Source organism: Pseudoclavibacter sp. VKM Ac-2867 (assembly GCF_015351275.1).
In the GTDB taxonomy this organism is placed as follows: domain Bacteria; phylum Actinomycetota; class Actinomycetes; order Actinomycetales; family Microbacteriaceae; genus Pseudoclavibacter.
This window is the reverse complement of record NZ_JADKSL010000025.1, coordinates 1-21,162: the sequence shown is the minus strand read 5'-3', so window position 1 is coordinate 21,162 and position 21,162 is coordinate 1. Positions and strand designations below refer to the sequence as shown.

Genomic DNA, 21,162 nt, shown 5'->3' with positions numbered 1-21,162 from the left:
GGACTAGTCCTCGCTCGAGAGCACGCCCTGCGTGTTCTCGAGGTGTGCCCGGATGAACCACTGGAACTTCTCGAGCTCGGAGACCTGGCCGATGACGAGGTCCTGTGTCACGAGGTCGAGGTCGTCCAGCCGCTTGATCGCCTCGCGATGATCGGTGATGACGCCGACGTACACGTGGTCGAGTGCCTCGAGGTGCTGGCGCGTACCGGCCCGGAAGACCTGGTAGTCGCCCCAGGTGCGGGCTTCGACGAGTGCTCCGGGGAGCCCATTCGGCGGGACGCCCAGAGCTGCCATGCGCTCTGCGAGTTCGTCGGCGTAGCCGCGGACCAGCTCGATCTGGGGGTCGAGCATCTCGTGGACGCCGATGAAGTCGCGCCCGATGACGTTCCAATGCGCGTGCTTGAGCGTCAGGTGCAGGTCGTTCAGTGCGTGGAGGCGGAGCTGGAGCAGCTCGCCGATCTCGTGTCCCTTGTCGAGCGAGAGTCCGGGAACCGTGTACTCGCCGTTCTCGGTGTGCTGGCTTGAGGCTGTCGTGGTCATGTCAGTCCTCTCTTGGGAGCGCGTCGCGCGTCTCCCGATCAGTGAGTCCCGTTCGTTGCGGGATGACCAACACTGTCAGCCCGGTCTGAACGTTTGGTCGGAAGACGTGCGGGGCGTCGAAGCGACGGACGTAGACTGCCCCGATGCGCCGCGAAGAGTCCGAGGGCACCCAGCTGCACGAGCGGGCTTCCGCGGCGGCGCCGAGCTACGGGGTTCTCGCCGCACGGACTCCCATCGATCACGAGATCGAGATCCGTCGGTCCAGGTTCATCTGCCGTCTCGAGCGCGTCGAGAGCGAAGAGCAGGCCAGGCAGGTCATCGCCGACCGACGCTCCGCGCATCGTCTTGCTCGCCACCACTGCAGCGCCTTTGTGCTCGGCGACCGCAGAGGCATCCAGCGATCCAACGACGACGGTGAGCCCTCGGGAACAGCAGGCGTTCCCATGCTCGAAGCTCTAGTGCTCCACGAGAGAGTGCGCGGCGAGGTCGATTCAGCAGACCTGAGCGACGTCGTGGCTGTCGTCACGCGGTACTTCGGGGGTGTGCTGCTAGGGGCTGGCGGGCTCGTGCGCGCCTACTCGGAGTCCGTGTCGTCCACTCTCCAGCTGGCTCTGCTCGCGAAGCGGGAGTCGAGGGCGATCTTCGGGCTCGAGGCGCCGCACGCCACCGCTGGCCGGTGGGAGAACGAGCTCCGAACTCGCGGGGTCCTCGTCACGGGGACGGAGTATGCGGGGTCGACGGCGCTGTTGAGCCTCGCGGTTCCCGACTCGGCGGATGCGAGACGCGGCCTGGCCTCCGAGGTCGCTTCGATCACCGCTGGTGAGGGCACGCTCGTCCCGCTCGGTACCGAATGGGTCGACCTGAGCTGAGGGGAACCGACAACAGGGCATCAGGGGCCGCGTCCCGCCCTGTCTCGTCAGCGCATCAGACCCCGTAGGTCTGCGTCTCTGGTGCGCGTAACGCGATGGCGGCGAGGCGTCTCCACTCCCCGTCGACCTGCTCCAGCGTCTGGTCGAGCGGTGCACTCGTGTCGATGAGGACATCGGCGATCCTCCGTCGTTCCTCGTCGCTCGCCTGCGAGGCGATACGCGCCCTGGCTTCGGCAAGAGACATGCCCCTGCTCTCGACCAGCCGTTCCTCTCGAACAGCCGCAGGGGCATCCGCGACCCAGATCTCCTCGTAGTCGTAGTTGCTCGTCGACTCCACGAGCAGGGGGATGACGTGGACGACCAGGGCGGCCGGGTCATCGCGGAGCACCTCTTCGAGCCGCTCGCCGGTGAGGCGACGGACCTCCGGGTGCACGATGTCGTTGAGGGCGCCACGGGCCTCGTCATCGCCGAAGACGAGCGCGCCGAGGGCAGGGCGGTCGAGTGCACCATCGTCGAGGATGACGCCATGTCCGAAGCGAGCTGCGATCTGCCGGAGCGCCGGCGAGCCGATCGCCACGGCTTCCCTCGCGAACACGTCCGCATCGAGGATCACGCCGCCGAGCTCTTCGAGGCGCTTGGCGATGGTCGTCTTTCCCGAGCCGATGCCTCCGGTCAGAGCGATGGTGACCATGATGTGCCGTCCTCTCATCTGCGGATGCCCGCTGCGGGCATTGCCGTGAAGCCCACGCTACTGCGCCGAGGCAGCGATCGCAGCGCGTTCTCCCCAAGCCGCGCTCAGCCGATCCGCATGCCAGACTGAGAGCCAGGAGGCACTCACATCATGCTTGAAATTCTGACCGGTCTCGGGCTCGCGACGGCCAGCGGGCTGAACGCGTTCATCCCGCTCCTGGGCATCGGGCTCCTCGCCCGCTTCACCGACCTCATCGCGCTGCCGGCGGGCTGGGCATGGCTCAGCAATGACTGGGTGCTCATCATCGTGGGCGTGCTCCTGGTGCTGGAGCTCGTCGCCGACAAGGTCCCGGCACTCGACCACGTCAACGACTGGATCCAGACGGTCATCCGCCCCACCTCCGGCGGGATCGTCTTCGGTGCAGGCACGGCAAGCTCGACCGCGGCCATCCAGGACCCGGCGTCGTTCTTCACGAGCAACGCGTGGGTTCCCGTGGTCATCGGAATTGGCGTGGCGCTGCTGACGCACCTCACGAAGAGCAGCACGAGAGCAGCCGCGAACGTCGTCACGGCGGGAGCCGCCGCACCGGTGCTCAGCGTCGGCGAGGACGCCCTCAGTGTCGGGCTGCTGTTCTCCGCGATCCTCGTTCCTCTGTTCGTCGTGGTCATGCTCGCCCTGATCGGCGTGCTGGCCTGGGTCCTCTTCCGCAGCTTCAAGCGAGTCCGGGATGCGCGCGCCGCGCGAACCACGTCAGCCGCTCCCCCAGTTCCCCCGGGTCCTGGCCTGTCTGCCTGACCTTCGCACAGACGTATCGCCCGGCTGGAGAATCAGCCGGGCGATACCTCTGTGCGCAGCACGACGCAGCCGCAGCCGACGTCGCGGCGCCGCCGCAACGGCCGAAGGCCGGCCCCAGATATGGGACCGGCCTTCGGTGCAGTGAGGCTGCTGGGAACTAGTTCCCTGCGAGCTTCTCGCGGAGGGCTGCAAGCGACTCGTCGTCGGCAAGCGTTCCTGCGCCAGCTGCTTCGCTCGTGAACGAGTTCGAGGAGCTCGACGGCGCGACTGCGCTGACGTTCTGCTCGATCTCGGCTGCCGAGGCGACCTGCTTCTTGTGTGCTTCCCAGCGAGTCTGGGCGAGAGCGTACTCCTGCTCCCAGGCTTCGCGCTGCGTGTCGAAGCCTTCCTTCCACTCGTTGGTCTCGGGGTCGAAGCCCTCGGGGTACGTGTAGTTCCCCTCGGCGTCGTACTCGGAGACCATGCCGTAGAGCGCGGCATCGAACTCGGTGCCCTCGGGGTCGACGCCATCGTTCGCCTGCTTGAGCGAGAGCGAGATGCGGCGACGGTCAAGGTCGATGTCGATGATCTTGACGAACAGCTCCTGGCCGACCGACACGACCTGCTCGGCGAGCTCGACGTGTCCGCTGGAGAGCTCCGAGATGTGCACAAGGCCCTCGATGCCGTCTGCGACGCGGACGAACGCGCCGAACGGAACGAGCTTCGTGACCTTGCCCGGTGCGATCTGACCGATGGCGTGCGTGCGAGCAAGCACCTGCCACGGGTCTTCCTGCGTTGCCTTCAGCGACAGCGAGACACGCTCGCGGTCGAGGTCGACCTCGAGGATCTCGACGGTGACCTCCTGGCCAACCTCGACGACCTCGGAAGCGTGCTCGATGTGCTTCCAGCTGAGCTCGGAGACGTGCACGAGGCCGTCAACGCCACCCAGGTCGACGAACGCACCGAAGTTGACGATCGAGGAGACCACACCCTTGCGGACCTGGCCCTTCTGGAGGTTGTTGAGGAAGTTCGAGCGGGTCTCGGACTGCGTCTGCTCGAGGAGAGCGCGACGCGACAGGACGACGTTGTTGCGGTTCTTGTCGAGCTCGAGGACCTTGGCCTCGAGTTCCTGACCGAGGTACGGCGTGAGGTCGCGCACACGGCGGAGCTCGATGAGCGAGGCCGGGAGGAAGCCGCGGAGGCCGATGTCGACGATGAGACCGCCCTTGACGACCTCGATGACGGTGCCGGTGACGACGCCGTCTTCTTCCTTGATCTTCTCCACGTCGCCCCAAGCGCGCTCGTACTGAGCACGCTTCTTGGACAGGATCAGACGGCCTTCCTTGTCCTCCTTCTGGAGAACGAGTGCCTCAACGGTGTCGCCGACCTGAACGACCTCGGTGGGGTCGACGTCGTGCTTGATCGAAAGCTCGCGCGAGGGGATGACACCCTCGGTCTTGTAACCGACGTCGAGGAGGACCTCGTCGCGGTCGATGCGAACGACGGTGCCCTCGATGAGGTCCCCGTCGTTGAAGAACTTCAGCGTCTCTTCGACCGCGGCAAGAAAGTCCTCAGCAGATCCGATGTCGTTGATGGCGACCTGCTTGGTTGCCTTTTCGGTCGTGGTGGTGGTCATGTAGGTAATGCTCCAGGTGGGCTATAAGTCGGCCCGGATGCGCTGCTCGGGGCGTGAAGCCAAGGGCAACGGGGTTCATCCGGGAATACGGATACGTGCACACAGAAAAGTGCTCTGTCAGCCTAGTCGGCAAAGTCAAGCCGAGGCAAGTGTCGCGCGCGGCGAGTTCCCCCGAGTTTCGCGGCGAGTCGCCGCGTGCGCGCCCCGGGGAGTTCGGATCAGGACTCAGCCAGCGAAGCAGCGTCGCTGCCGTCCTCGTTCATGAGCTGGGACCGGATGAGGAATCTCTTGCCCTCCGGTGCCTCGAGCGAGAATCCCGAGCCCCGTCCCGGGACGATATCGATCGTCAGGCGCGTATGCCGCCAGTACGTGAACTGCTCTCGCGACATCCAGAACTCGACGGTGCCCGCATCCGGGATCTCGGTCGTGCCGAGGAGCACGTCGGCATCGCCTGTGAGGAAGTCGCCCGCCGGGTAGCACATCGGCGATGAGCCATCGCAGCAGCCACCTGACTGGTGGAACATGAGCGGCCCGTGACGGCGCCCGAGCGATGAGATCATGTCGACCGCATCCTGGGTGAATGCGACCCTCGAGAAGGTCTCGCCGGGCACAGCCGGCTCGGCGACGAGCCCGACTCCCCTGGCTTCAGGCCTCGGCTCGGTCTGCACTTCCTTGTGCATGTCAGTTCCCTCCTTCAGAGTGCGGCGTCCGGAGCGTGCCCGGACCTCGCTGGTTCCGTGACCGTACGTCCTGAGACTGTGGTCAAGGTGTGTTCGCGAGAGTCCGAGCCGCTCAGGGCCGGCTTTTACGCGACCACGCGGATTCCGAGAGTGTCCGTTGGCACGCTCTTCGTCTCCTTGGCGGTGAGCGCCGAGATTGCGGCGATGAGGCAGATGACGCCGGTGAACGCCGAGATCACGACCCAGCCACCCTCTTGCACGCCGCCGAGGGCCGCAACGATCGAGGGGGCGAAGCCAGCCATCAGGAAGCCGAGCTGGGTGCCGATAGCCATGCCTGAGAAGCGGACGCGGGCGCTGAACATCTCGCCGTAGAAGGAAGGCCAGACGGCGTTTGCCGCTGCGTAGCCGAACGAGAACACGAGGATGGCGAGCCCGAAGGTGAGCAGGGTGTTTCCCGATGACATGGAGAGCATGTAGAACGGCATGACCACGGCAGACGAGATCGCCCCGTAGACGAAGACGGGCTTGCGTCCGATCCGGTCGGCGAGGATCGCGAAGAGCGGTTGCGTGCCCAGTGCCACGATGTTGGCGACCACCACGAGCCAGAGTGTCAGGTTCTCTGCCAAGCCGACTTCCTTGCCGTAGGCGAGCGCGAGGTTGCCGAACACGGTCGAGACGGCGGCGATGAACGCGCAGAAGATGACGCGCAGGACGTCACGCCAGTGGTCGCGCATCAGCGGGATGAGCGGGATCCGCGCGATCTCCCCCTGTGCCTTCGCGTCTTGGAACGTGGGCGTCTCGTGGAGGGTGCGACGAATGAAGAACGCGACGATGACGACGACGGCGCTCAGCCAGAACGGGACGCGCCAGCCCCAGCTGTACTTGATCTCGTCGGGGAGGCTCAGGACCGGGATGAAAACAAGAGCGGCGAGGATCTGCCCACCCTGGGTTCCGGTGAGCGTCCATGAGGTGAAGAACGAGCGGCGGTTGTCGGGAGCGTGCTCGAGCGAGAGTGAGGCGGCGCCGGCCTGCTCGCCTGCGGCGGAGAGTCCCTGCATGAGGCGGCAGAGGACCAGCAGGGCTGGCGCGAACCAGCCGATCTGGTCGAAGGTCGGCAGGCAGCCGATGATGAACGTCGACACCCCCATGAGCACGAGCGTGAACATGAGGACGCGCTGGCGTCCTATCCGGTCACCGAAGTGGCCGAGCACCACGGCGCCAACCGGGCGCGCGATGTAGGCGAAGCCGAACGTGGCGAGCGACATCACGAGTGCGGCGTTGTCGTCGTCCGGGAAGAAGATGATCGGGAAGATCAGCGCTGCCGCGGATCCGAAGATGAAGAAGTCGTAGTACTCGACGGCGCTGCCCATGAAGCTGGCTGCGGCAGCTTTCACGGGGGTCCGCTTGACGGTCGTGGTTTCGGTCATTTCTGAGACCTCCATGTCTCGGATCGTGCCTCTTCGTCGTTGACGAGGCTCTGGAAGTGCTGGTGCATCCGCGTGGCGTCGGCGTCCCTGCCGGTCACGAGGCGGAAGGTGTCGACCGCCTGGCCGACGGCCATCGCGCCGCCGTCGAGCGTGCGGCACCCGAGTGCTCGCGCCGCGAGGATCAGCTGCGTCTCGAGCGGGCGGTAGACGATGTCCGCCACCCAGAGCTCGGGTCGGAGCAGCTCGGCGGGGAATGGGATGCCTGGGTGGTCATGCATCCCCACAGGCGTGCAGTGCACGACTCCGTCTGCCGTCGCGAGCAGCTCGGGCAGCGCGCCTATGCTCGCGCTGCGGATGCGGGGTCCGTCTGCTGCGCTCGAGTGCCGTCCGTCGAGATCCTGCGCGAGCTGCTCGGCGCGCTGCGTGTCGAGGTCGACGATCGTGAGCAGGCGTGTCCCGACTCGGATGAGTGCATCGGCGACTGCCGAGCCCGCTCCGCCCGCGCCCAGGAGGACAACCGACTTGGTGTGCACTCCCCCGAGGCCGCCGCGGAAGGCGCCCTCGAAGCCTGTCGTGTCGGTGTTGTAGCCCACGCGTCCGCTCGGGGTGAGGAGGACGGTGTTGACCGCTCCCAGTGCCCGCGCGAGCGGGTCGATCCGGTCGAGCAGCGGGATGACACTCTGCTTGCACGGATGCGTGATGTTGAGCGCGTCGAAGCCGAGGCGCTCGGCCCAGTCGAGGATCTCGGGGAGTCGCTCGGGCTCGAGGCCGAGGGTCGTCAGGTCGAGCGGGCGGAAGAGCAGGTTCAGTCCCTGCGCGTGTGCCTCCGCCATGTGCATGGGCGGCGTCAGTGACGGGGTCACTCCCGTTCCGACGAGTCCCATGAGGGTGGCGCGATGGTTGATCAAGGTACTCCTTTGTCCCAGACCGTCTAATGTACTAAACGGTGAGTACATAGTTCCCGCTGTCCTGTGGGCCTGTCAAGCGCGCGGCCGAGTGCCTGGTGACTTAATTAACCATTTGGTACATTGCGGTATGCGTACTTCCATAGCCACCGTCTGTCTGGCCGGAACTCTCGTCGAGAAGCTGCACGCCTGCGCCGAAGCAGGCTTCGACGGCATCGAGATCATGGATGCAGACCTCACCGCCGCCTACGAGTCGCCCGAGGAGATCCGCGCGCTCTGCGACCGCCTCGGCCTGACCATCGACCTGTTCCAGCCACTGCGCGACTTCGAGGGCGTCGACGATGAGACCCTCGCCCAGAACCTCCGGCGCGCGAAGGCCAAATTCGAGGTCATGCGACGCCTCGGAGCTTCCATGATCCTGCTCTGCAGCAACGTCGGCACTGCGACCATCTCGGACCGCACCACCACCGCCGCCCAGCTCGGGATGCTCGCTGATCTCGCCGCCGAATACAGCATCGACATCGCCTACGAAGCGCTTGCCTGGGGCCGCTATGTCGCCGACTACCGAGACGCCTGGGAACTCGTGCGCCTCGCGGATCGACCGAACCTCGGCGTCTGCCTGGACAGCTTCCACGTGCTGTCGCGAGGGCACGATCCGGCCGCGATCGAGCGCATCGATGCAGAGAAGCTCTTCTTCCTCCAGCTCGCCGATGCACCGGACATGGACCTCGACGTCCTGTCCTGGAGCCGCCACCACCGGCTCTTCCCTGGCGAGGGCGACTTCGATCTCACCCGGTTCCTCTCGCACATGCTCCGCGCCGGGTACCGCGGCCCTCTCTCCCTCGAAGTCTTCAACGACACGTTCCGTCAGACGGATGCCAAGCGCACCGCCGCTCATGCGCTCAGGTCGCTCCGATGGCTGTTCGACCGCTCGGCGGCGCTCAACGGCTGGGACGACCAGCAGCTGGCCCCACCCCAGCCTCCACGAGCCATCGACTTCGTCGAGATCGCCGGTGAGGATCTCGCCGCGGTCGAGGCGACCCTCCAGCAGCTGGGCTTCGCCTTCGGAGGCAGACACCGCACCAAGCCCGTGCGACTCTGGCAGGCGGGTGCCGCGCGCATCATCCTCAACGAGCAGCGGCGGACGAAGGACGCGCGGCTCTCGGGGCTCGGCGTCGAGGTCGTGGACGCTGGCGCGGCAGCCGGCCGCGCCCACGCCATCGGCGCGCCCGCCGTCTTCCGACGCAGCTCCGCGGGCGAATACGAGCTGCGCAGCGTCGAGGCGCCCGACGGGACCGAGGTCGCCTGGAACTCACGGTCGGCGGGCGACTCCTGGCTGCCCGAATTCGTGGGCGGCGCCGAAGGCGACAGCGCGGCCTCGTCCCTGGACGGGGTCGTCGACCATCTCAACATCGCCTACCCGTGGCAGGAGTTCGACGAGGCAGTGCTCTTCTTCCGAAGCGTCCTCGCGCTCGACGCAGAGCCCGTCGCGGAGCTTCCGGGCCCACGGGGTCTCGTGCGCAGTCAGGTCATGCGCACACCTGACGGGGCGGTTCGCCTTGCGATGAACCTGGCGCCCCCGACTGCGCCCCTCCAGCCCCGACACATCGCCATCCGTGTCGACGACGCCGTCGCCGCTGCCAAGGCCGCACGGGGGCGTGGCCTGCCCTTCCTGCCCATACCCAGCAACTACTACGACGACCTCCAGGCCCGCTTCGGGCTCGAGCACGTCGCGCTCGACGAGCTACGAGAACTCGACCTCCTCTACGACCGCGACGAGCAGGGGGCGTTCATCCACTTCTACACCCCCACCATCGACGGTCTCTTCTTCGAGATCGTCGAGCGCCGCGGGGCCTACGACGGATACGGCGCAGCCAGTACCCCGGTCCGGTTTGCGGCTCAGCTGCACCACACGGGAAGATACACAGATGACCGAGAACAGGGTGAAGCAGCGAGACGCTGAGCGAACCCGGGCCGAGCTGCTCGCTGAAGCGACATCGGCGTTCGCGGAGACGGGGTACTCGGGCACGAGCGTCGACGAGATCGCGAAGCGCAGCAGCACGACCAAGCGGATGATCTACTACTACTTCGGCAGCAAGGAGCAGCTCTACCTTGCGGTGCTCGAGGAGGCCTACCGTGGCATCCGCGTGGCCGAGCAGAAGCTGCAGGTCGATGGGCTCGCCCCCTTGGAAGCGGTGCGGAAGCTCGCAGAGATCACCTACGACCACCACCGAGAGCACGCGGACTTCATCCGCCTCGTCGCAATCGAGAACATCCACCGGGGTCGGTTCATCCGGCAGCTCGACTCGCTGCGAGAGCTCGGCACCCCCGCGCTCACACTTCTGGACGGTCTGCTGGAACGGGGGCGGCAGGCGGAGGTGTTCCGGGCCGATGTCGACGCGCTCGACGTGCATCTCCTCATCAGCTCGTACTGCGTCTTCCTGCTCGCGAACCAGTACACGTTCGGGTACCTCTTCGATGTGCAGCTGCAGGACCCGTCTCGTCAGGACCACCAGCGGGGCCTGATCGGCGACGTCATCGTCGCATGGCTGACCCGCGAGGAGTGATCCCCGCGGGTCAGCGCTGTGCGAGTGCAGTCTGAGTCAGGCGCGCGGAAGCCGCGCGCGTCGAATCAGAAGAAGCCCAGCTTGTCCTCGCTGTAGCTCACGAGCAGGTTCTTCGTCTGCTGGTAGTGATCGAGCATCATGAGGTGGTTCTCGCGGCCGATGCCGGAGGACTTGTACCCGCCGAACGCGGAGTGCGCCGGGTAGGCGTGGTATTGGTTCACCCAGACTCGTCCGGCCTGGATGTCGCGGCCGGCGCGGTAGGCGGTGTTCCCCATGCGCGACCAGACGCCGGCGCCGAGCCCGTAGAGGGTGTCGTTCGCGATCGAGATCGCATCGTCGTAGTCGGAGAACTTGGTGACGGCCACCACCGGGCCGAAGATCTCCTCCTGGAAGATGCGCATGCTGTTCTGGCCCTCGAAGATCGTGGGCTGTACGTAGTAGCCGCCGGCCAGATCTCCCTCGAGTTCCGCCCGAGCGCCGCCGATGCGCACCTTCGCGCCCTCCTGGCGGCCGATCTCGAGATAGCTGAGGATCTTCTCGAGTTGGTCGTTCGACGCCTGAGCCCCGACCTGGGTGTCGGTGTCGAGCGGGTTGCCCTGGACGATCTTGCGGGTGCGTTCCGTCACATCCTCGAGGAAGCGGTCGTAGATGGAGTCCTGGATGAGGGCACGCGAGGGGCAGGTGCAGACCTCACCCTGGTTGAGGGCGAACAGCGTGAAGCCCTCTTGCGCCTTGTCGTAGTAGGCATCGTCGCGGAGCGCGATGTCCTCGAAGAAGATGTTCGGGCTCTTGCCGCCCAGCTCGAGCGTGACGGGGATGATGTTCTGCGAGGCGTACTGCATGATGAGACGCCCAGTTGTGGTCTCCCCCGTGAACGCGATCTTGCGGATGCGAGAGTTCGACGCGAGCGGCTTGCCCGCCTCCGCGCCGAAGCCGTTGACGATGTTGACGACTCCTGGGGGCAGGAGATCTCCGATGAGCTCGAAGAGCACGAGGATCGAGGTCGGCGTCTGCTCAGCGGGCTTGAGGACGATCGCGTTGCCGGCGGCGAGCGCGGGGGCCAGCTTCCAGACGGCCATCAGGATCGGGAAGTTCCACGGGATGATCTGGCCGACGACGCCGAGCGGCTCGTGGAAATGGTAGGACGTGGTGTTCTCGTCGAGCTGGCTCAGCGTGCCCTCCTGGGCCCGGATGGCGCCAGCGAAGTACCGGAAATGGTCGATGGCGAGCGGAATGTCGGCCGCCAGGCACTCGCGGATCGGCTTCCCGTTGTCCCAGGTCTCGGTGACGGCGATGTACTCGAGGTTCTCCTCGATGCGGTCGGCGATCTTGTTCAGGATGATGGCACGTTCCGCAGGGCTGGTCTTGCCCCATCCAGGGGCCGCCGCGTGGGCCGCATCCAGCGCAGCCTCGATGTCCTCGGCGGTTCCCCTTGCCACCTCGGTGAACGGCTGACCCGTCACCGGTGTGATGTTCTCGAAGTACTCGCCCTTGACCGGCGGCACCCACTCTCCGCCGATGTAGTGCTCGTAGCGGGGCTTGAACGAGACGAGGGACCCGTCTGTACCCGGCTTCGCGTAAACAGTCATGAGGACTCCTTTGTCCGAGGGAACTCTTCCCTGGAAGCGTAGGAGCCTCGACGTTGCAATCGGGTTGCACTCGAGGCGGCAGTGATGCGGCGCGGGGCCCTCAGGACTCGAGGGCCTCGACCTTGGCCACGAGCCTCGAACGGGCCGGTGCGTGGGGAGGGAGAACTCTGAGCGCCGTGCGGAAGGCCTGTGCGTCCTGCGCGACTTCTGGCAGCTCGAGGTACCTGAGGAGCGTCGCAGGCTCCGCGGAGCTGAGGACCTGATCTCGGAGGGTCGCCGAGATCTCCGCGCGCAGCTCGCGAATGCCGGGCGCCTCCGACGCGGGCAGCAGCTCTCCGCGATAGGACTCGACGGCCGCAGCCACGTCACCTGCTTCGAGAAGGTCGAGCACATCGACGGCATCGCTCGCGATGCCCTGCGCCACCCGGTAGGGGCGCGGCACGAGGTCGAGACCGCGCTCCGCGAGCATCGGCCGCAACCGCGCGATCTCGGCCCTGAGCGTGACCTCCTTGGCGCTCTCGCCGTAGACCCGGAGCGCGAGCTCGCCCGAAGTGAGCCCAGAAGGCCGAGCGGCGAGGAGCGTCAGGATCTCCGCGTGCCGACCGCTCAGCTCGAACGGTGCACCATCGACGGTGGTGAGTCGGGCACGGTGGACACCGAGCGTACTGATCCGGCCCGTCGCGACGGTGTCCGCCTTCGCCGGGGCTCCGGGGTGAACACCCAGCTGCGACGAGTGGTGCGAGAGCAGCACGGCGAGTCGCATCTCCGCCTCGGCGGCGGCGACCGCGGCGCGCATCAGGGCAAGCGAGTGTGGGCCGACGGCTCGTTCGTCACCCGTGAGGTCGATAGCACCGACCGCGATGCCGGAAAACGGGTCGTGGATGGGCACGGCGGTGCAGCTGAGCAGCTGGACGGCAGGCGCGAAGTGCTCCGCCCCTGCGATCTGGACGCCTCGACCCGAGGCGAGCGCGGTCCCTGGGGCGCTCGTTCCGACGGCGGCCTCCGACCAATCGGCGCCCTCGACGAAGTCCATGCGCTCGGCTCGACGGAGCGTGGCACTGTCGCCACGCACCCAGAGCAGCCGTCCCTGCTCGTTCGTGATCGCGACGATCAGACCAGTGTCCCGAGCTGGCTCCACGAGAAGACGATCGAGCACGGGGAGGACACGTTGCAGGGGGCTGCGCTCTCTCGCCGCCGCAAGCGGCTCGAACTGGTCGAGATCGCGGGCTCGCGCGTTCGCTGGACTCCCGAGCAGCTGCAGCGATCTCAGCCAGGAGTCGCGGACGACGCTGCGGAGTCCGGCGACCGCTGAGCGGAGCTCAGCGGAGGCGCCGAGGCTGCCATGCGCGTCGATCAGGGTGTGCGCGGATGCTGCAGCAGCCTGGTCAAGGCCAGCTATCTCGCCACTCTGCGGATGCACCTCGCAGCCTCCTCGGATTCGCGGCAGCGAGTGCGTCGGTGCACCCGCTGCCGCGAGCCTAGGCGACTCCGCCTGAGTTCTCCCGTGGCAAGCAGCGGCCGGCCGACGGGGAGCCGATCAGTCGGTGCTCAGCACCTCGCGAAGCGTGTCGAGGCCGAGTCCACCGAGGTCGAGGGCACGCGAATGCCACGCCTTGAGGTCGAAGTCGTCACCGGCACGCGCCTCGGCATCTGCACGAAGGTCCTCCCAGATCCGCTGCCCGATCTTGTACGACGGTGCCTGGCCCGGCCAGCCGAAGTACCGGTTCACCTCGAACTTCACGAAGCCGTCAGGCATGTTCACGTGCTGACGCATGAAGTCGAGCGCGTACTCGTAGTCCCAGACCTTGTCGCCCTCCGGCACGGTCTTGCCGAGGTGCACGCCGATGTCGAGGACCACGCGAGCGGCGCGCATCCGCTGCCCGTCGAGCATGCCCAGGCGGTCTGCCGGCTCGTCGAGGTACCCGAGCTGCTCCATGAGGCGCTCGGCGTAGAGCGCCCAGCCCTCGCCGTGCCCGGAGGTCCAGTTGTTGCGACGCCAGGTGTTGAGCTGGTCGCGGTTGAGGGTTGCGCGGGCGATCTGCAGGTGGTGGCCAGGGACGCCCTCGTGGTAGACCGTCGTGAGCTCGCGCCACGTGTCGAACTCCGTCACGCCGGGGGTGACCGACCACCACATGCGACCCGGACGCGTGAAGTCCTCGGATGGGCCCGTGTAGTAGATGCCGCCCTCTTCAGTCGGGGCGATCATGCACTCGAGTCGACGCATCGGCTCGGGGATATCGAAGTGGCTTTCCGCGAGCTCAGCGACCGCGCGGTCGCTCGTCTCCTGCATCCACGCCTGCAGGGCGGGCGTGCCGTGCAGCTTGCGGGCGGGGTCGAGCTCGAGGTGGGCGATGGCCTCTGCGACCGTCGCGCCAGGGAGGATCTCGTTGGCGATCGCCTCCTGCTCGGCCTTCATGCGCGCGAGCTCGGCGAGACCCCACTCGTAGGTCTCGTCGAGGTCGACTGCGGCGCCGAGGAAGCCCCGGGAAGCGAGCGCGTAGTGCTCGCGCCCGACGGCGTCCGTGTTGGTCGCAGCGGGGAGGAGCTCCTCGTGGAGGAACGTCGTGAACGAGCCGTACGCCGCGGAAGCGAGTTGCGCACCGTGACGAAGCTGCTCGCGGAGTGCGTCCGAGACCTCACCTGTCGCCGGGTTCGATGCCGCGAGCTGCTCGAAGAAGTTGCCGCTGGCCGCGTACTCGCCGGTCTGCATCGCAACTTCGCGGACCTGGCGCTTCGCCGGCACGACGCCGGCGGCGATGCCCGCGCTGAGGCGCTCCGTGTAGCCCTCGATCGCGGCGGGAAGGTTCTCGAAGCGCCGCGCGATGTCCTCGAAGTCGCTCACGGTCTCGCGCGGCATGAGGTCGAACACCATGCGGATGTCCTGCGCCGGAGACGCGATGTTCGAGAGCTCGCGCAGATGCAGTTTGGCGTCGATCATCTCGACCTCGAGGCCGAGGCTTCGGCGGAGCTCGAGCGCGGTGACCCGGTCGACCTCGTCGGCTTCGGTCAGCGTGTCGAGCTTGCTGAGCACATCGACGATCGCCGCGCGCTTGCGGGGCGCCGCTGCCGAGGAGTAGTCGCCGTACTCGGCCTTGTCGCCGTCTGCGCCGAGTTCCACGCGACGCTCGGGCGAGAGCTCGATCTCTGTGGCGACCCAGGCCTCCGCGAGCCGGTCGATGTCGGTCTGCGGTCGTGTCTGACTGGTGTTCTGGTGGTGCTGAGCGGAAGTCGTCATCCCCCAAGCCTAAGCTCGCCCCTCGGAAGAATCACCGAGAGGCGAGCCCCGTGTTCCTGCTACGGGGAGGCGCGGATTGGGGCGGACGGTGGCGGCTAGTGGCCGGCCTCGTCCCAGTTCGGTCCCCGGCCGATCTGCACCTCGAGCGGCACGGTGAGGTCGGCGGCGCCTGCCATCTCCTCGCGCACGATCGACTCCAACGTCTCCCCCTCACCGGCGGCAACCTCGAACACGAGCTCGTCGTGCACCTGGAGGAGCATCCGCGATGAGAGCTTCTCGGCGCTGATGCGCTCCTCGATGGAGTTCATCGCCCGCTTGATGATGTCTGCGGCCGACCCCTGGATGGGCGAGTTGAGCGCCTGACGCTCGGCGTTCTCGCGGGCGATGCGGTTCGTCGAGTGCAGGTCGGGGAACGGGCGCCTGCGGCCGAAGATCGTCTCGGTGTAGCCGTCCTCCTTCGCCTGCACGACGACGTTGCGGAGGTAATCGCGCACCTTGCCGAAGCGTTCGAAGTAGTCGATCATCAGCTTCTTGGCCTCGGCGACCTCGATCTGGAGCTGCTTCGAGAGGCCGAACGCCGACAGTCCGTAGGCGAGGCCGTACGACATCGCCTTGACCTTGGAGCGCATGGCCGGGGTGACGTCGGCCGGCTCCACGCCGAACACGCGAGAGCCGACGAAGCGGTGGAGGTCCTCCCCCGCGTTGAACGCCTCGATGAGCGCGGCATCGCCGGAGAGGTGCGCCATGATGCGCATCTCGATCTGCGAGTAGTCGGCGGTGAGGAGCGACTCGAACTCGGGCCCGTGCACAAACGCGCGACGGATGCGGCGCCCCTCATCGGACCGGATCGGGATGTTCTGCAGGTTGGGGTCGTTCGACGAGAGACGGCCGGTCGCCGAGCCGATCTGGTGGTAGCTCGTGTGGATGCGCGAGCTGTCGTCGACCGCCTTGAGCAGCGACTCCATGATCTGCCGCAGCTTGACCGAGTCGCGGTGCTTGCGCAGCGCGCCCAGGAACGGGTGCGGGCTGTTCCGCTCGAGGTCTGCGAGCGACTCTGCGTCGGTCGAGAAGCCGGTCTTCGTCTTGCGGGTCTTCGGCATCTCAAGCGTCTCGAACAGCACGACCTGCAGCTGCTTGGGCGATCCGAGGTTGATCTCGGTGCCGCCGATGGCGTCGAACGCCTCCTGCTCGTACGTTCGGATGCGCTCGGACAGGTCGTCGGCGAGGCCCTGGAGGAACTCCCGGTCGATGGCGACGCCCTGCAGCTCCATGCTGGATAGGGTCGCGAGCAACGGCGTCTCGATGCTCGTGAAGACGTCGAGGGTGCCCGGTTCGAGTATCTCGAGCGCTGCGGTCGTCGCGCGCTGCGTGTACCAGGCGTCGCTGGCGACCAGTGAGGACTCGTCTTCGAGCTGCAGCTGGTTCGGGTCGGATTCGGGCAGCTGCTCGTCGAGACGCATCTGCACGAGTTCAGCGAGACGCTTGGGCGCGTTCTGCGGGCGGTAGAGCCAGGCGGCGAGCTGGCCGTCCTTGACCTGGCCGCCGACGTCGAGCCCCGCGATTGTGAGCGCCTTCAGCTGCGGCTTGGCGTCGAACATCAGCTTGGGGGCGTCGCTTGCGAGCCACGCCTCGAAGGGGGCGTAGTCGAGGCGCTCCGGAATCCAGTGGAGCTCGGTCGCCTCGGCGGCGGTGGAGATGCCGACCGCGACGACGGTGCCGTCGGCGCCGTGGGAGACCGTGAGTCCGAGACCCTCCGGAGTCGCCTCGACCGCCTTCGCGAGCCACTGCTCGAGTTCCTCATCGAGGAGCTCGGGGCGGACGGGCGCCGCGACGACCTCCGCTGGAGTGATGTCGTCGCCCGCCTCATCTGCGAGCTTCAGGACGCGGTCTTGGAGCGTGCGGAACTGGAGCTTCGTGAAGATCTCGCGAACCGCATCCGCGTCGATTGCCCCGCGGGACAGCTGCTCGGGGGCGACGGGCAGCTCGACGTCGTCGACGAGGCGGTTGAGCTTGCGGTTGCGCACCGCGTTCTCCCGGTGCTCGCGGAAGGACTCGCCGACCTTGCCGCCGATCTCGTCCGCGTGGTCGAGGATGCCCTGAAGGGAGCCGTACTGGGCGAGCCACTTGGCCGCGGTCTTCTCGCCGACCTTCGGCACGCCGGGCAGGTTGTCGCTCTTCTCGCCGACGAGGGCCGCCACGTCTGGATACTGCTCCGGTCGGACGCTGTAGCGCTCCTCGACCTTGGCCGGGTCGTAGCGCGTGAGCTTGGTCACGCCCTGCGTGGACGGGTAGAGCAGCGTGACGTCGTCGGTGACGAGCTGGATCGAGTCGCGGTCGCCCGAGACGACGAGGACCTTGAAGCCCTGCTCACGCCCCTGCCTGGCGAGGGTCGCGAGGATGTCGTCGGCCTCGAAGTCCTCCTTCACGATCGTCGTGATGCCCATGGCGTGCAGCGCGTCGCGAAGCAGCGGGACCTGACCCTTGAACTCGACGGGAGTCGCTTCCCGACCCGCCTTGTACTCCGGGTACTCGCGGGTACGGAACGAGCTGCGGGAGATGTCGAACGCCACGGCGATGTGGCTCGGATTCTCGTTCTGCAGCAGGTTGAGGAGCATCGAGACGAAGCCGTGGATGGCATTCGTGTGCTGCCCCTCGGCGTTCACGAAGCTGTCGACCGGCAGGGCGAAGAACGCCCTGAAGGCAAGCGAGTGGCCGTCGATGACCATGAGGGTAGGCTGATTTTGCGCTGACACACGATCAGCCTACTTGCCGCCCCAGACACTGCGCCGATGCGCGCGTGTTGTGGGGCGTTCTTCGAGGAGGAAGCCTGATGACGCACTTGGAAACGCCGACGACGGTCAACGGGCTCAGCATCCCCGACCAGCACGAGGTGACCTACGGACGAGGCTTCGGGGCGCTCGCCGAGCGCATGGGCATCCTCTGCGTCGAGCTGAGCCCCGAGCGTGCCGTGGCTGTCATGCCGGTCGAGGGGAACACGCAGCCGATCGGCCTCCTGCACGGTGGCGCCTACTGCGTGCTCGGCGAGTCGCTCGGGTCGATGGCCGCGAACGTGCACGCCGGCCCGGGAAGGTTCGCGGTCGGCATCGACATCAACGCGACCCACACGGGCTCCGCCGTGAGCGGCTGGGTCACGGGCGAGTGCACGGCGGTGCATCTCGGCGGATCGATGACGGTGCACGAGATCGTCATCACCGACCAGGCGGGCAAGCGCTGCTCGACGGTCCGCATCACGAACCTCATCCGCACCGCCAAGTAGCGTCAGGCGGATGCGAAGAAGCCCTCACCGCGACAACGCGGTGAGGGCTTCTGCTGATCGGGGCTCGGCTACTTCTTCGCCGAGAGCTGCTGGATGACCGCCTGCGCGACCTCCTGCATCGTGAGGCGACGGTCCATGGATGCCTTCTGGATCCAGCGGAACGCCTCGGGCTCGCTGAGGCCCATCTTCTGCGTGAGGAGGCCCTTGGCGCGGTCGACCTGCTTGCGCGTCTCGAAGCGCTCGTTGAGGTCGGAGATCTCGGCTTCGAGCGCGATGAGTTGCGCGTGGCGAGCCAGCGCAATTTCGATTGCCGGGAGCAGATCGTTCTGCGTGAACGGCTTCACGACGTACGCGAGGGCGCCCGCCTCCGTCGCGCGCTCGACCAGTTCCTTCTGGCTGAACGCGGTGAGGAGCACAACCGGGGCGATGCTGTCTTTCGACAGCTGCTCGGCGGCAGAGATGCCGTCGAGCTGCGGCATCTTGACGTCCATGATGACGAGGTCGGGGCGAAGCTCCTTCGCGAGGGCGACCGCGGTCTCACCGTCGCCGGCCTCTCCGACAACGTCGAAGCCGTTGTCGCGAAGGATCTCCACGATGTCGAGCCGGATGAGCGACTCGTCTTCGGCGACGACAACACGTCGCGGGGCTTGAGAGGTTTCCTGTTCAGTCACGTAGTGAGCTTACGATACTGTGTCCGAGGTGAAGCGCCGGCTTGGCGGAATGGCAGACGCGGTGCACTCAAAATGCTCTGTCCGAGAGGGCGTGTGGGTTCGAATCCCACAGCCGGCACGGTTCTGAAGGCCCCTACTCTCCAGTGATTCACTGGTGAGTAGGGGCCTTCGTCATTCCCTCGATGCGCCCTCGGCCCACACTTTGCCCACAGTCGCAGAGATGTGAGCGAGATTCAGCGCAGAGCGCGGCCCCGAGGGTATGCACATCCGCACTAGTCTTTGCGGACCCCCCGCCCTCTGTCGACGGAGACACATGAAGAAGCTCTCTGCCCTCCTCTGCGCCTGCCTCGCCGCGCTGCTGTTCTCTGTGGTCTTGCTGCCAGCCCTTCCGGCGGCTGCGGACAACTACAACGAGTTCGATGTCGGGCCTGAACTGCTGTCCGCCGAGCTCGTCACGCCCACGACCGTCGGAGGCGGCGACGAGGTCCGCATCGAGTGGAGCGTGCTCAGCACACGGGGCGTTGCGTATAGCGCCGTTTCCCTGGCGACGGGGTTGGTGTTCTCACCGGAGACTGACAAGGTTCTGGGTCAATACGACACCGTCGTCACTGGACGCGACGGGGACGTTGTGTCCGGCACGACATCCTTCACGACTGGCGGCTCGACCTGGGCGCCTGGGGAATGGCGGGTAACTGATCTCGGGTTCTTCGACGAACAGGACGTCTACGGAGGCGCGTTCGAGGACAGCCCCATCATCCAAGCGCTGCCGAGGCTCCAGATCGACGTCGGTACGGACGGGGACCAGGAGTACCCGGAGCTCGTCGCCCTCGAGGTGGATGCGCCTGACGAGGTCCGCCAAAGCGATGTCATCTGGTTCAACTGGACTGCGCGCGAGGCCAGCCGTGTCACTGCGCTCTCGCTCACGATCGTCGGCCCAGACGGGCGCACCTACCAGGGTCAGGGATTCGACCGGCTTGCCGCGACTCGAGACGGCGATCTCGTCTCCGGATCTCTGCAGGTGACCGTGAACAACTTCACCTGGGCGCTCGGGGACTACCGCGTCGACAGCCTCGTCGTCGAGGACGAGCATGGGAATCGAAGCCCGCTCCTCACCGCGGCTGACAATGAAGCGCTCGCCGCTGCAGCGAAGTTCACAGTGGTTGATGCGGGCGGACCAGACGTGACTGCCCCGGAACTGCTTTCGGCTGGATTCGAGCAGTCGACGGTGCGAATGGGAGACGAGCCCGCTATCAACTGGGCTGTCCGCGACGAGAGCGACCTCGACGACGTCACGTTCTATCTCGAAGATGATCGGGGAACGATGTACAGGATGCGTGACTCGTCTCCTGCTGACCGATTGGGCGAGGTCATACGAGGGACTTCCGGTACTTGGTTGACGGTCACTCCATGGGAGGACGAAGTGCCGAAGTGGCACGACGGCGAGTACCAGGTGGTTGGAGCCGATCTCACGGACGAGTACGACAATGTCACGACCTTGACGTCCGAGCACCCAGTCATTGCCGGTTTGCCACCGATGGTGGTTCTCACAGAACATGCATCCATCCCGCCGCGAACACCCTCACCGACGGTGACCGCACCCCCGTCGCCGACCGCGACCGGGACGCCGACCGCGACTCCGTCGCCGACTTCGTCTCCGTCGTCGACGGAGACCGTGATCCCGACTGCGACCGCGGCGCCCTCACCAACGGAGAGTGCGACGCCGACGCCGACGCGAACGCCGTCGCCGACGGAGACCGGCACATCGACACCTGCGCCGACAGCCTCGTCCACGGCCGGACCTACCGATCCTTCGACTGGGCTGCCTGTCCCCACGCAGTCCGTCGCGCCTCCCACGCAGGCCCCAACACCGACTCCAACGTCCACGACATCGCTGGCGCCGTCGGCCACACCGCCGATGTCCTCCCCGGGCGCGACAGACGCGCCATCGCAGACGCCGCTGGGAACGCCGACTGTGATCACCGTCGAAGACGGCATTCCGCCTGAGCCCGGTGATCAGGGAACGCTGGCGTCGACTGGATCGGACACCCTCGGGCCGGGTCTTCTCGGAGCGACGGCGCTCCTCGGGCTGGGAGCCGTGCTGCTCCTCATGCGGAGGCGCAGTCACGGCGGGTGATCGAGTCGTTCGGGTCCGGTTCCCGGGCCGTGCCGGGCCGGTGATCGAGTCTCGGTGACGGCGCGTCGCTGAGACGAGCAGGCAACCGTATTTCGACGCGAGCACGAAGTTCGCAGTCTGTGCACTGAAGCAAGCCCCGGTTCGGCCAGTGAATCACTGGCCGAACC

General features: G+C 66.7%; 17 protein-coding genes and 1 tRNA gene. 7 read left to right on the top strand and 11 right to left on the bottom strand.

Features of this window, described 5'->3' with window-relative positions; genetic code table 11:
* Window positions 1-3: 3 nt before the first annotated feature.
* On the bottom strand, window positions 4-540 hold the full coding sequence (locus ITJ67_RS17745) for a Dps family protein (RefSeq protein WP_160071751.1): 537 nt from the start codon (window positions 538-540) through the stop codon (window positions 4-6).
* A gap of 143 nt (window positions 541-683) precedes the next feature.
* Here ITJ67_RS17745 and ITJ67_RS17740 point away from each other — a divergent pair, with 143 nt between their 5' ends.
* Complete coding sequence (locus ITJ67_RS17740) at window positions 684-1,409, top strand: IMPACT family protein (RefSeq protein WP_194678513.1); 726 nt, start codon at window positions 684-686, stop codon at window positions 1,407-1,409.
* 55 nt (window positions 1,410-1,464) lie between these two features.
* Here the strand turns inward: ITJ67_RS17740 and coaE are convergent, their stop codons facing one another.
* Window positions 1,465-2,100 carry a dephospho-CoA kinase gene (gene coaE / locus ITJ67_RS17735; RefSeq protein ID WP_160071753.1) on the bottom strand — a complete coding sequence of 212 codons (636 nt, stop codon included), beginning with the start codon at window positions 2,098-2,100 and terminating at the stop codon, window positions 1,465-1,467.
* 150 nt (window positions 2,101-2,250) lie between these two features.
* Here coaE and ITJ67_RS17730 point away from each other — a divergent pair, with 150 nt between their 5' ends.
* On the top strand, window positions 2,251-2,895 hold the full coding sequence (locus ITJ67_RS17730) for a DUF4126 domain-containing protein (protein ID WP_160071754.1): 645 nt from the start codon (window positions 2,251-2,253) through the stop codon (window positions 2,893-2,895).
* Between the two features lie 157 nt (window positions 2,896-3,052).
* Here ITJ67_RS17730 and rpsA read toward each other — a convergent pair whose 3' ends face one another.
* The 4 genes from rpsA to ITJ67_RS17710 form a co-directional block, all read right to left on the bottom strand.
* Window positions 3,053-4,510 (bottom strand): 30S ribosomal protein S1, encoded by a 1,458-nt coding sequence (rpsA, locus tag ITJ67_RS17725; RefSeq protein WP_104241229.1) that lies wholly within the window; start codon window positions 4,508-4,510, stop codon window positions 3,053-3,055.
* Between the two features lie 218 nt (window positions 4,511-4,728).
* Complete coding sequence (locus tag ITJ67_RS17720) at window positions 4,729-5,190, bottom strand: DUF779 domain-containing protein (RefSeq protein ID WP_160071755.1); 462 nt, start codon at window positions 5,188-5,190, stop codon at window positions 4,729-4,731.
* A gap of 125 nt (window positions 5,191-5,315) precedes the next feature.
* Window positions 5,316-6,617, bottom strand: a complete 1,302-nt coding sequence (locus ITJ67_RS17715; protein ID WP_160071756.1) for an MFS transporter — start codon at window positions 6,615-6,617, stop codon at window positions 5,316-5,318.
* The gene (locus ITJ67_RS17710) at window positions 6,614-7,522 is read right to left on the bottom strand and encodes a shikimate dehydrogenase (protein WP_323741499.1); all 909 of its coding nucleotides are present in this window, start codon (window positions 7,520-7,522) and stop codon (window positions 6,614-6,616) included. The genes ITJ67_RS17715 and ITJ67_RS17710 overlap by 4 nt, the downstream gene beginning before the upstream one ends.
* 130 nt (window positions 7,523-7,652) lie before the next feature.
* Here ITJ67_RS17710 and ITJ67_RS17705 point away from each other — a divergent pair, with 130 nt between their 5' ends.
* Together ITJ67_RS17705 and ITJ67_RS17700 are read left to right on the top strand one after the other, a co-directional pair.
* Window positions 7,653-9,485 (top strand): sugar phosphate isomerase/epimerase and 4-hydroxyphenylpyruvate domain-containing protein, encoded by a 1,833-nt coding sequence (locus ITJ67_RS17705; RefSeq protein ID WP_194678511.1) that lies wholly within the window; start codon window positions 7,653-7,655, stop codon window positions 9,483-9,485.
* A complete protein-coding gene (locus ITJ67_RS17700; RefSeq protein ID WP_160071759.1) occupies window positions 9,451-10,089 on the top strand; it encodes a TetR/AcrR family transcriptional regulator in 639 nt (212 codons plus the stop codon). The genes ITJ67_RS17705 and ITJ67_RS17700 overlap by 35 nt, the downstream gene beginning before the upstream one ends.
* A gap of 65 nt (window positions 10,090-10,154) precedes the next feature.
* On the opposite strand, the gene ITJ67_RS17695 is transcribed toward ITJ67_RS17700, so the two are convergent.
* The 4 genes from ITJ67_RS17695 to polA form a co-directional block, all read right to left on the bottom strand.
* Window positions 10,155-11,678 carry an aldehyde dehydrogenase family protein gene (locus tag ITJ67_RS17695; RefSeq protein WP_160071760.1) on the bottom strand — a complete coding sequence of 508 codons (1,524 nt, stop codon included), beginning with the start codon at window positions 11,676-11,678 and terminating at the stop codon, window positions 10,155-10,157.
* 100 nt (window positions 11,679-11,778) lie between these two features.
* Window positions 11,779-13,098 (bottom strand): helix-turn-helix domain-containing protein, encoded by a 1,320-nt coding sequence (locus tag ITJ67_RS17690; RefSeq protein ID WP_160071761.1) that lies wholly within the window; start codon window positions 13,096-13,098, stop codon window positions 11,779-11,781.
* A gap of 117 nt (window positions 13,099-13,215) precedes the next feature.
* Window positions 13,216-14,913 (bottom strand): DUF885 domain-containing protein, encoded by a 1,698-nt coding sequence (locus tag ITJ67_RS17685; protein ID WP_160071762.1) that lies wholly within the window; start codon window positions 14,911-14,913, stop codon window positions 13,216-13,218.
* Between the two features lie 95 nt (window positions 14,914-15,008).
* Window positions 15,009-17,639: a DNA polymerase I gene (gene polA, locus ITJ67_RS17680; protein WP_194678510.1), complete on the bottom strand. Its 2,631-nt coding sequence runs from the start codon at window positions 17,637-17,639 to the stop codon at window positions 15,009-15,011.
* A gap of 104 nt (window positions 17,640-17,743) precedes the next feature.
* Here polA and ITJ67_RS17675 point away from each other — a divergent pair, with 104 nt between their 5' ends.
* A complete protein-coding gene (locus ITJ67_RS17675; RefSeq protein ID WP_160071764.1) occupies window positions 17,744-18,190 on the top strand; it encodes a PaaI family thioesterase in 447 nt (148 codons plus the stop codon).
* A 68-nt stretch (window positions 18,191-18,258) separates the two neighbouring features.
* On the opposite strand, the gene ITJ67_RS17670 is transcribed toward ITJ67_RS17675, so the two are convergent.
* Window positions 18,259-18,861 (bottom strand): ANTAR domain-containing response regulator, encoded by a 603-nt coding sequence (locus ITJ67_RS17670; RefSeq protein WP_104241240.1) that lies wholly within the window; start codon window positions 18,859-18,861, stop codon window positions 18,259-18,261.
* A 35-nt stretch (window positions 18,862-18,896) separates the two neighbouring features.
* Here ITJ67_RS17670 and ITJ67_RS17665 point away from each other — a divergent pair.
* Window positions 18,897-18,979, top strand: a tRNA-Leu gene (locus ITJ67_RS17665).
* Window positions 18,980-19,174: 195 nt separating this feature from the next.
* Window positions 19,175-20,995, top strand: a complete 1,821-nt coding sequence (locus tag ITJ67_RS20060; RefSeq protein WP_194678509.1) for an LPXTG cell wall anchor domain-containing protein — start codon at window positions 19,175-19,177, stop codon at window positions 20,993-20,995.
* The last annotated feature ends 167 nt before the right edge of the window (window positions 20,996-21,162 follow it).

Bases quoted from the DNA above. Each gene is read 5' to 3' on its own strand.
- ITJ67_RS17745 (WP_160071751.1), bottom strand. From the start codon at position 540: ATGACCACGACAGCCTCAAGCCAGCACACCGAGAACGGCGAGTACACG.
- ITJ67_RS17740 (WP_194678513.1), top strand. From the start codon at position 684: ATGCGCCGCGAAGAGTCCGAGGGCACCCAGCTGCACGAGCGGGCTTCC.
- coaE (WP_160071753.1), bottom strand. From the start codon at position 2,100: ATGGTCACCATCGCTCTGACCGGAGGCATCGGCTCGGGAAAGACGACC.
- ITJ67_RS17730 (WP_160071754.1), top strand. From the start codon at position 2,251: ATGCTTGAAATTCTGACCGGTCTCGGGCTCGCGACGGCCAGCGGGCTG.
- rpsA (WP_104241229.1), bottom strand. From the start codon at position 4,510: ATGACCACCACCACGACCGAAAAGGCAACCAAGCAGGTCGCCATCAAC.
- ITJ67_RS17720 (WP_160071755.1), bottom strand. From the start codon at position 5,190: ATGCACAAGGAAGTGCAGACCGAGCCGAGGCCTGAAGCCAGGGGAGTC.
- ITJ67_RS17715 (WP_160071756.1), bottom strand. From the start codon at position 6,617: ATGACCGAAACCACGACCGTCAAGCGGACCCCCGTGAAAGCTGCCGCA.
- ITJ67_RS17705 (WP_194678511.1), top strand. From the start codon at position 7,653: ATGCGTACTTCCATAGCCACCGTCTGTCTGGCCGGAACTCTCGTCGAG.
- ITJ67_RS17700 (WP_160071759.1), top strand. From the start codon at position 9,451: ATGACCGAGAACAGGGTGAAGCAGCGAGACGCTGAGCGAACCCGGGCC.
- ITJ67_RS17695 (WP_160071760.1), bottom strand. From the start codon at position 11,678: ATGACTGTTTACGCGAAGCCGGGTACAGACGGGTCCCTCGTCTCGTTC.
- ITJ67_RS17685 (WP_160071762.1), bottom strand. From the start codon at position 14,913: ATGACGACTTCCGCTCAGCACCACCAGAACACCAGTCAGACACGACCG.
- polA (WP_194678510.1), bottom strand. From the start codon at position 17,639: ATGGTCATCGACGGCCACTCGCTTGCCTTCAGGGCGTTCTTCGCCCTG.
- ITJ67_RS17675 (WP_160071764.1), top strand. From the start codon at position 17,744: ATGACGCACTTGGAAACGCCGACGACGGTCAACGGGCTCAGCATCCCC.
- ITJ67_RS20060 (WP_194678509.1), top strand. From the start codon at position 19,175: ATGAAGAAGCTCTCTGCCCTCCTCTGCGCCTGCCTCGCCGCGCTGCTG.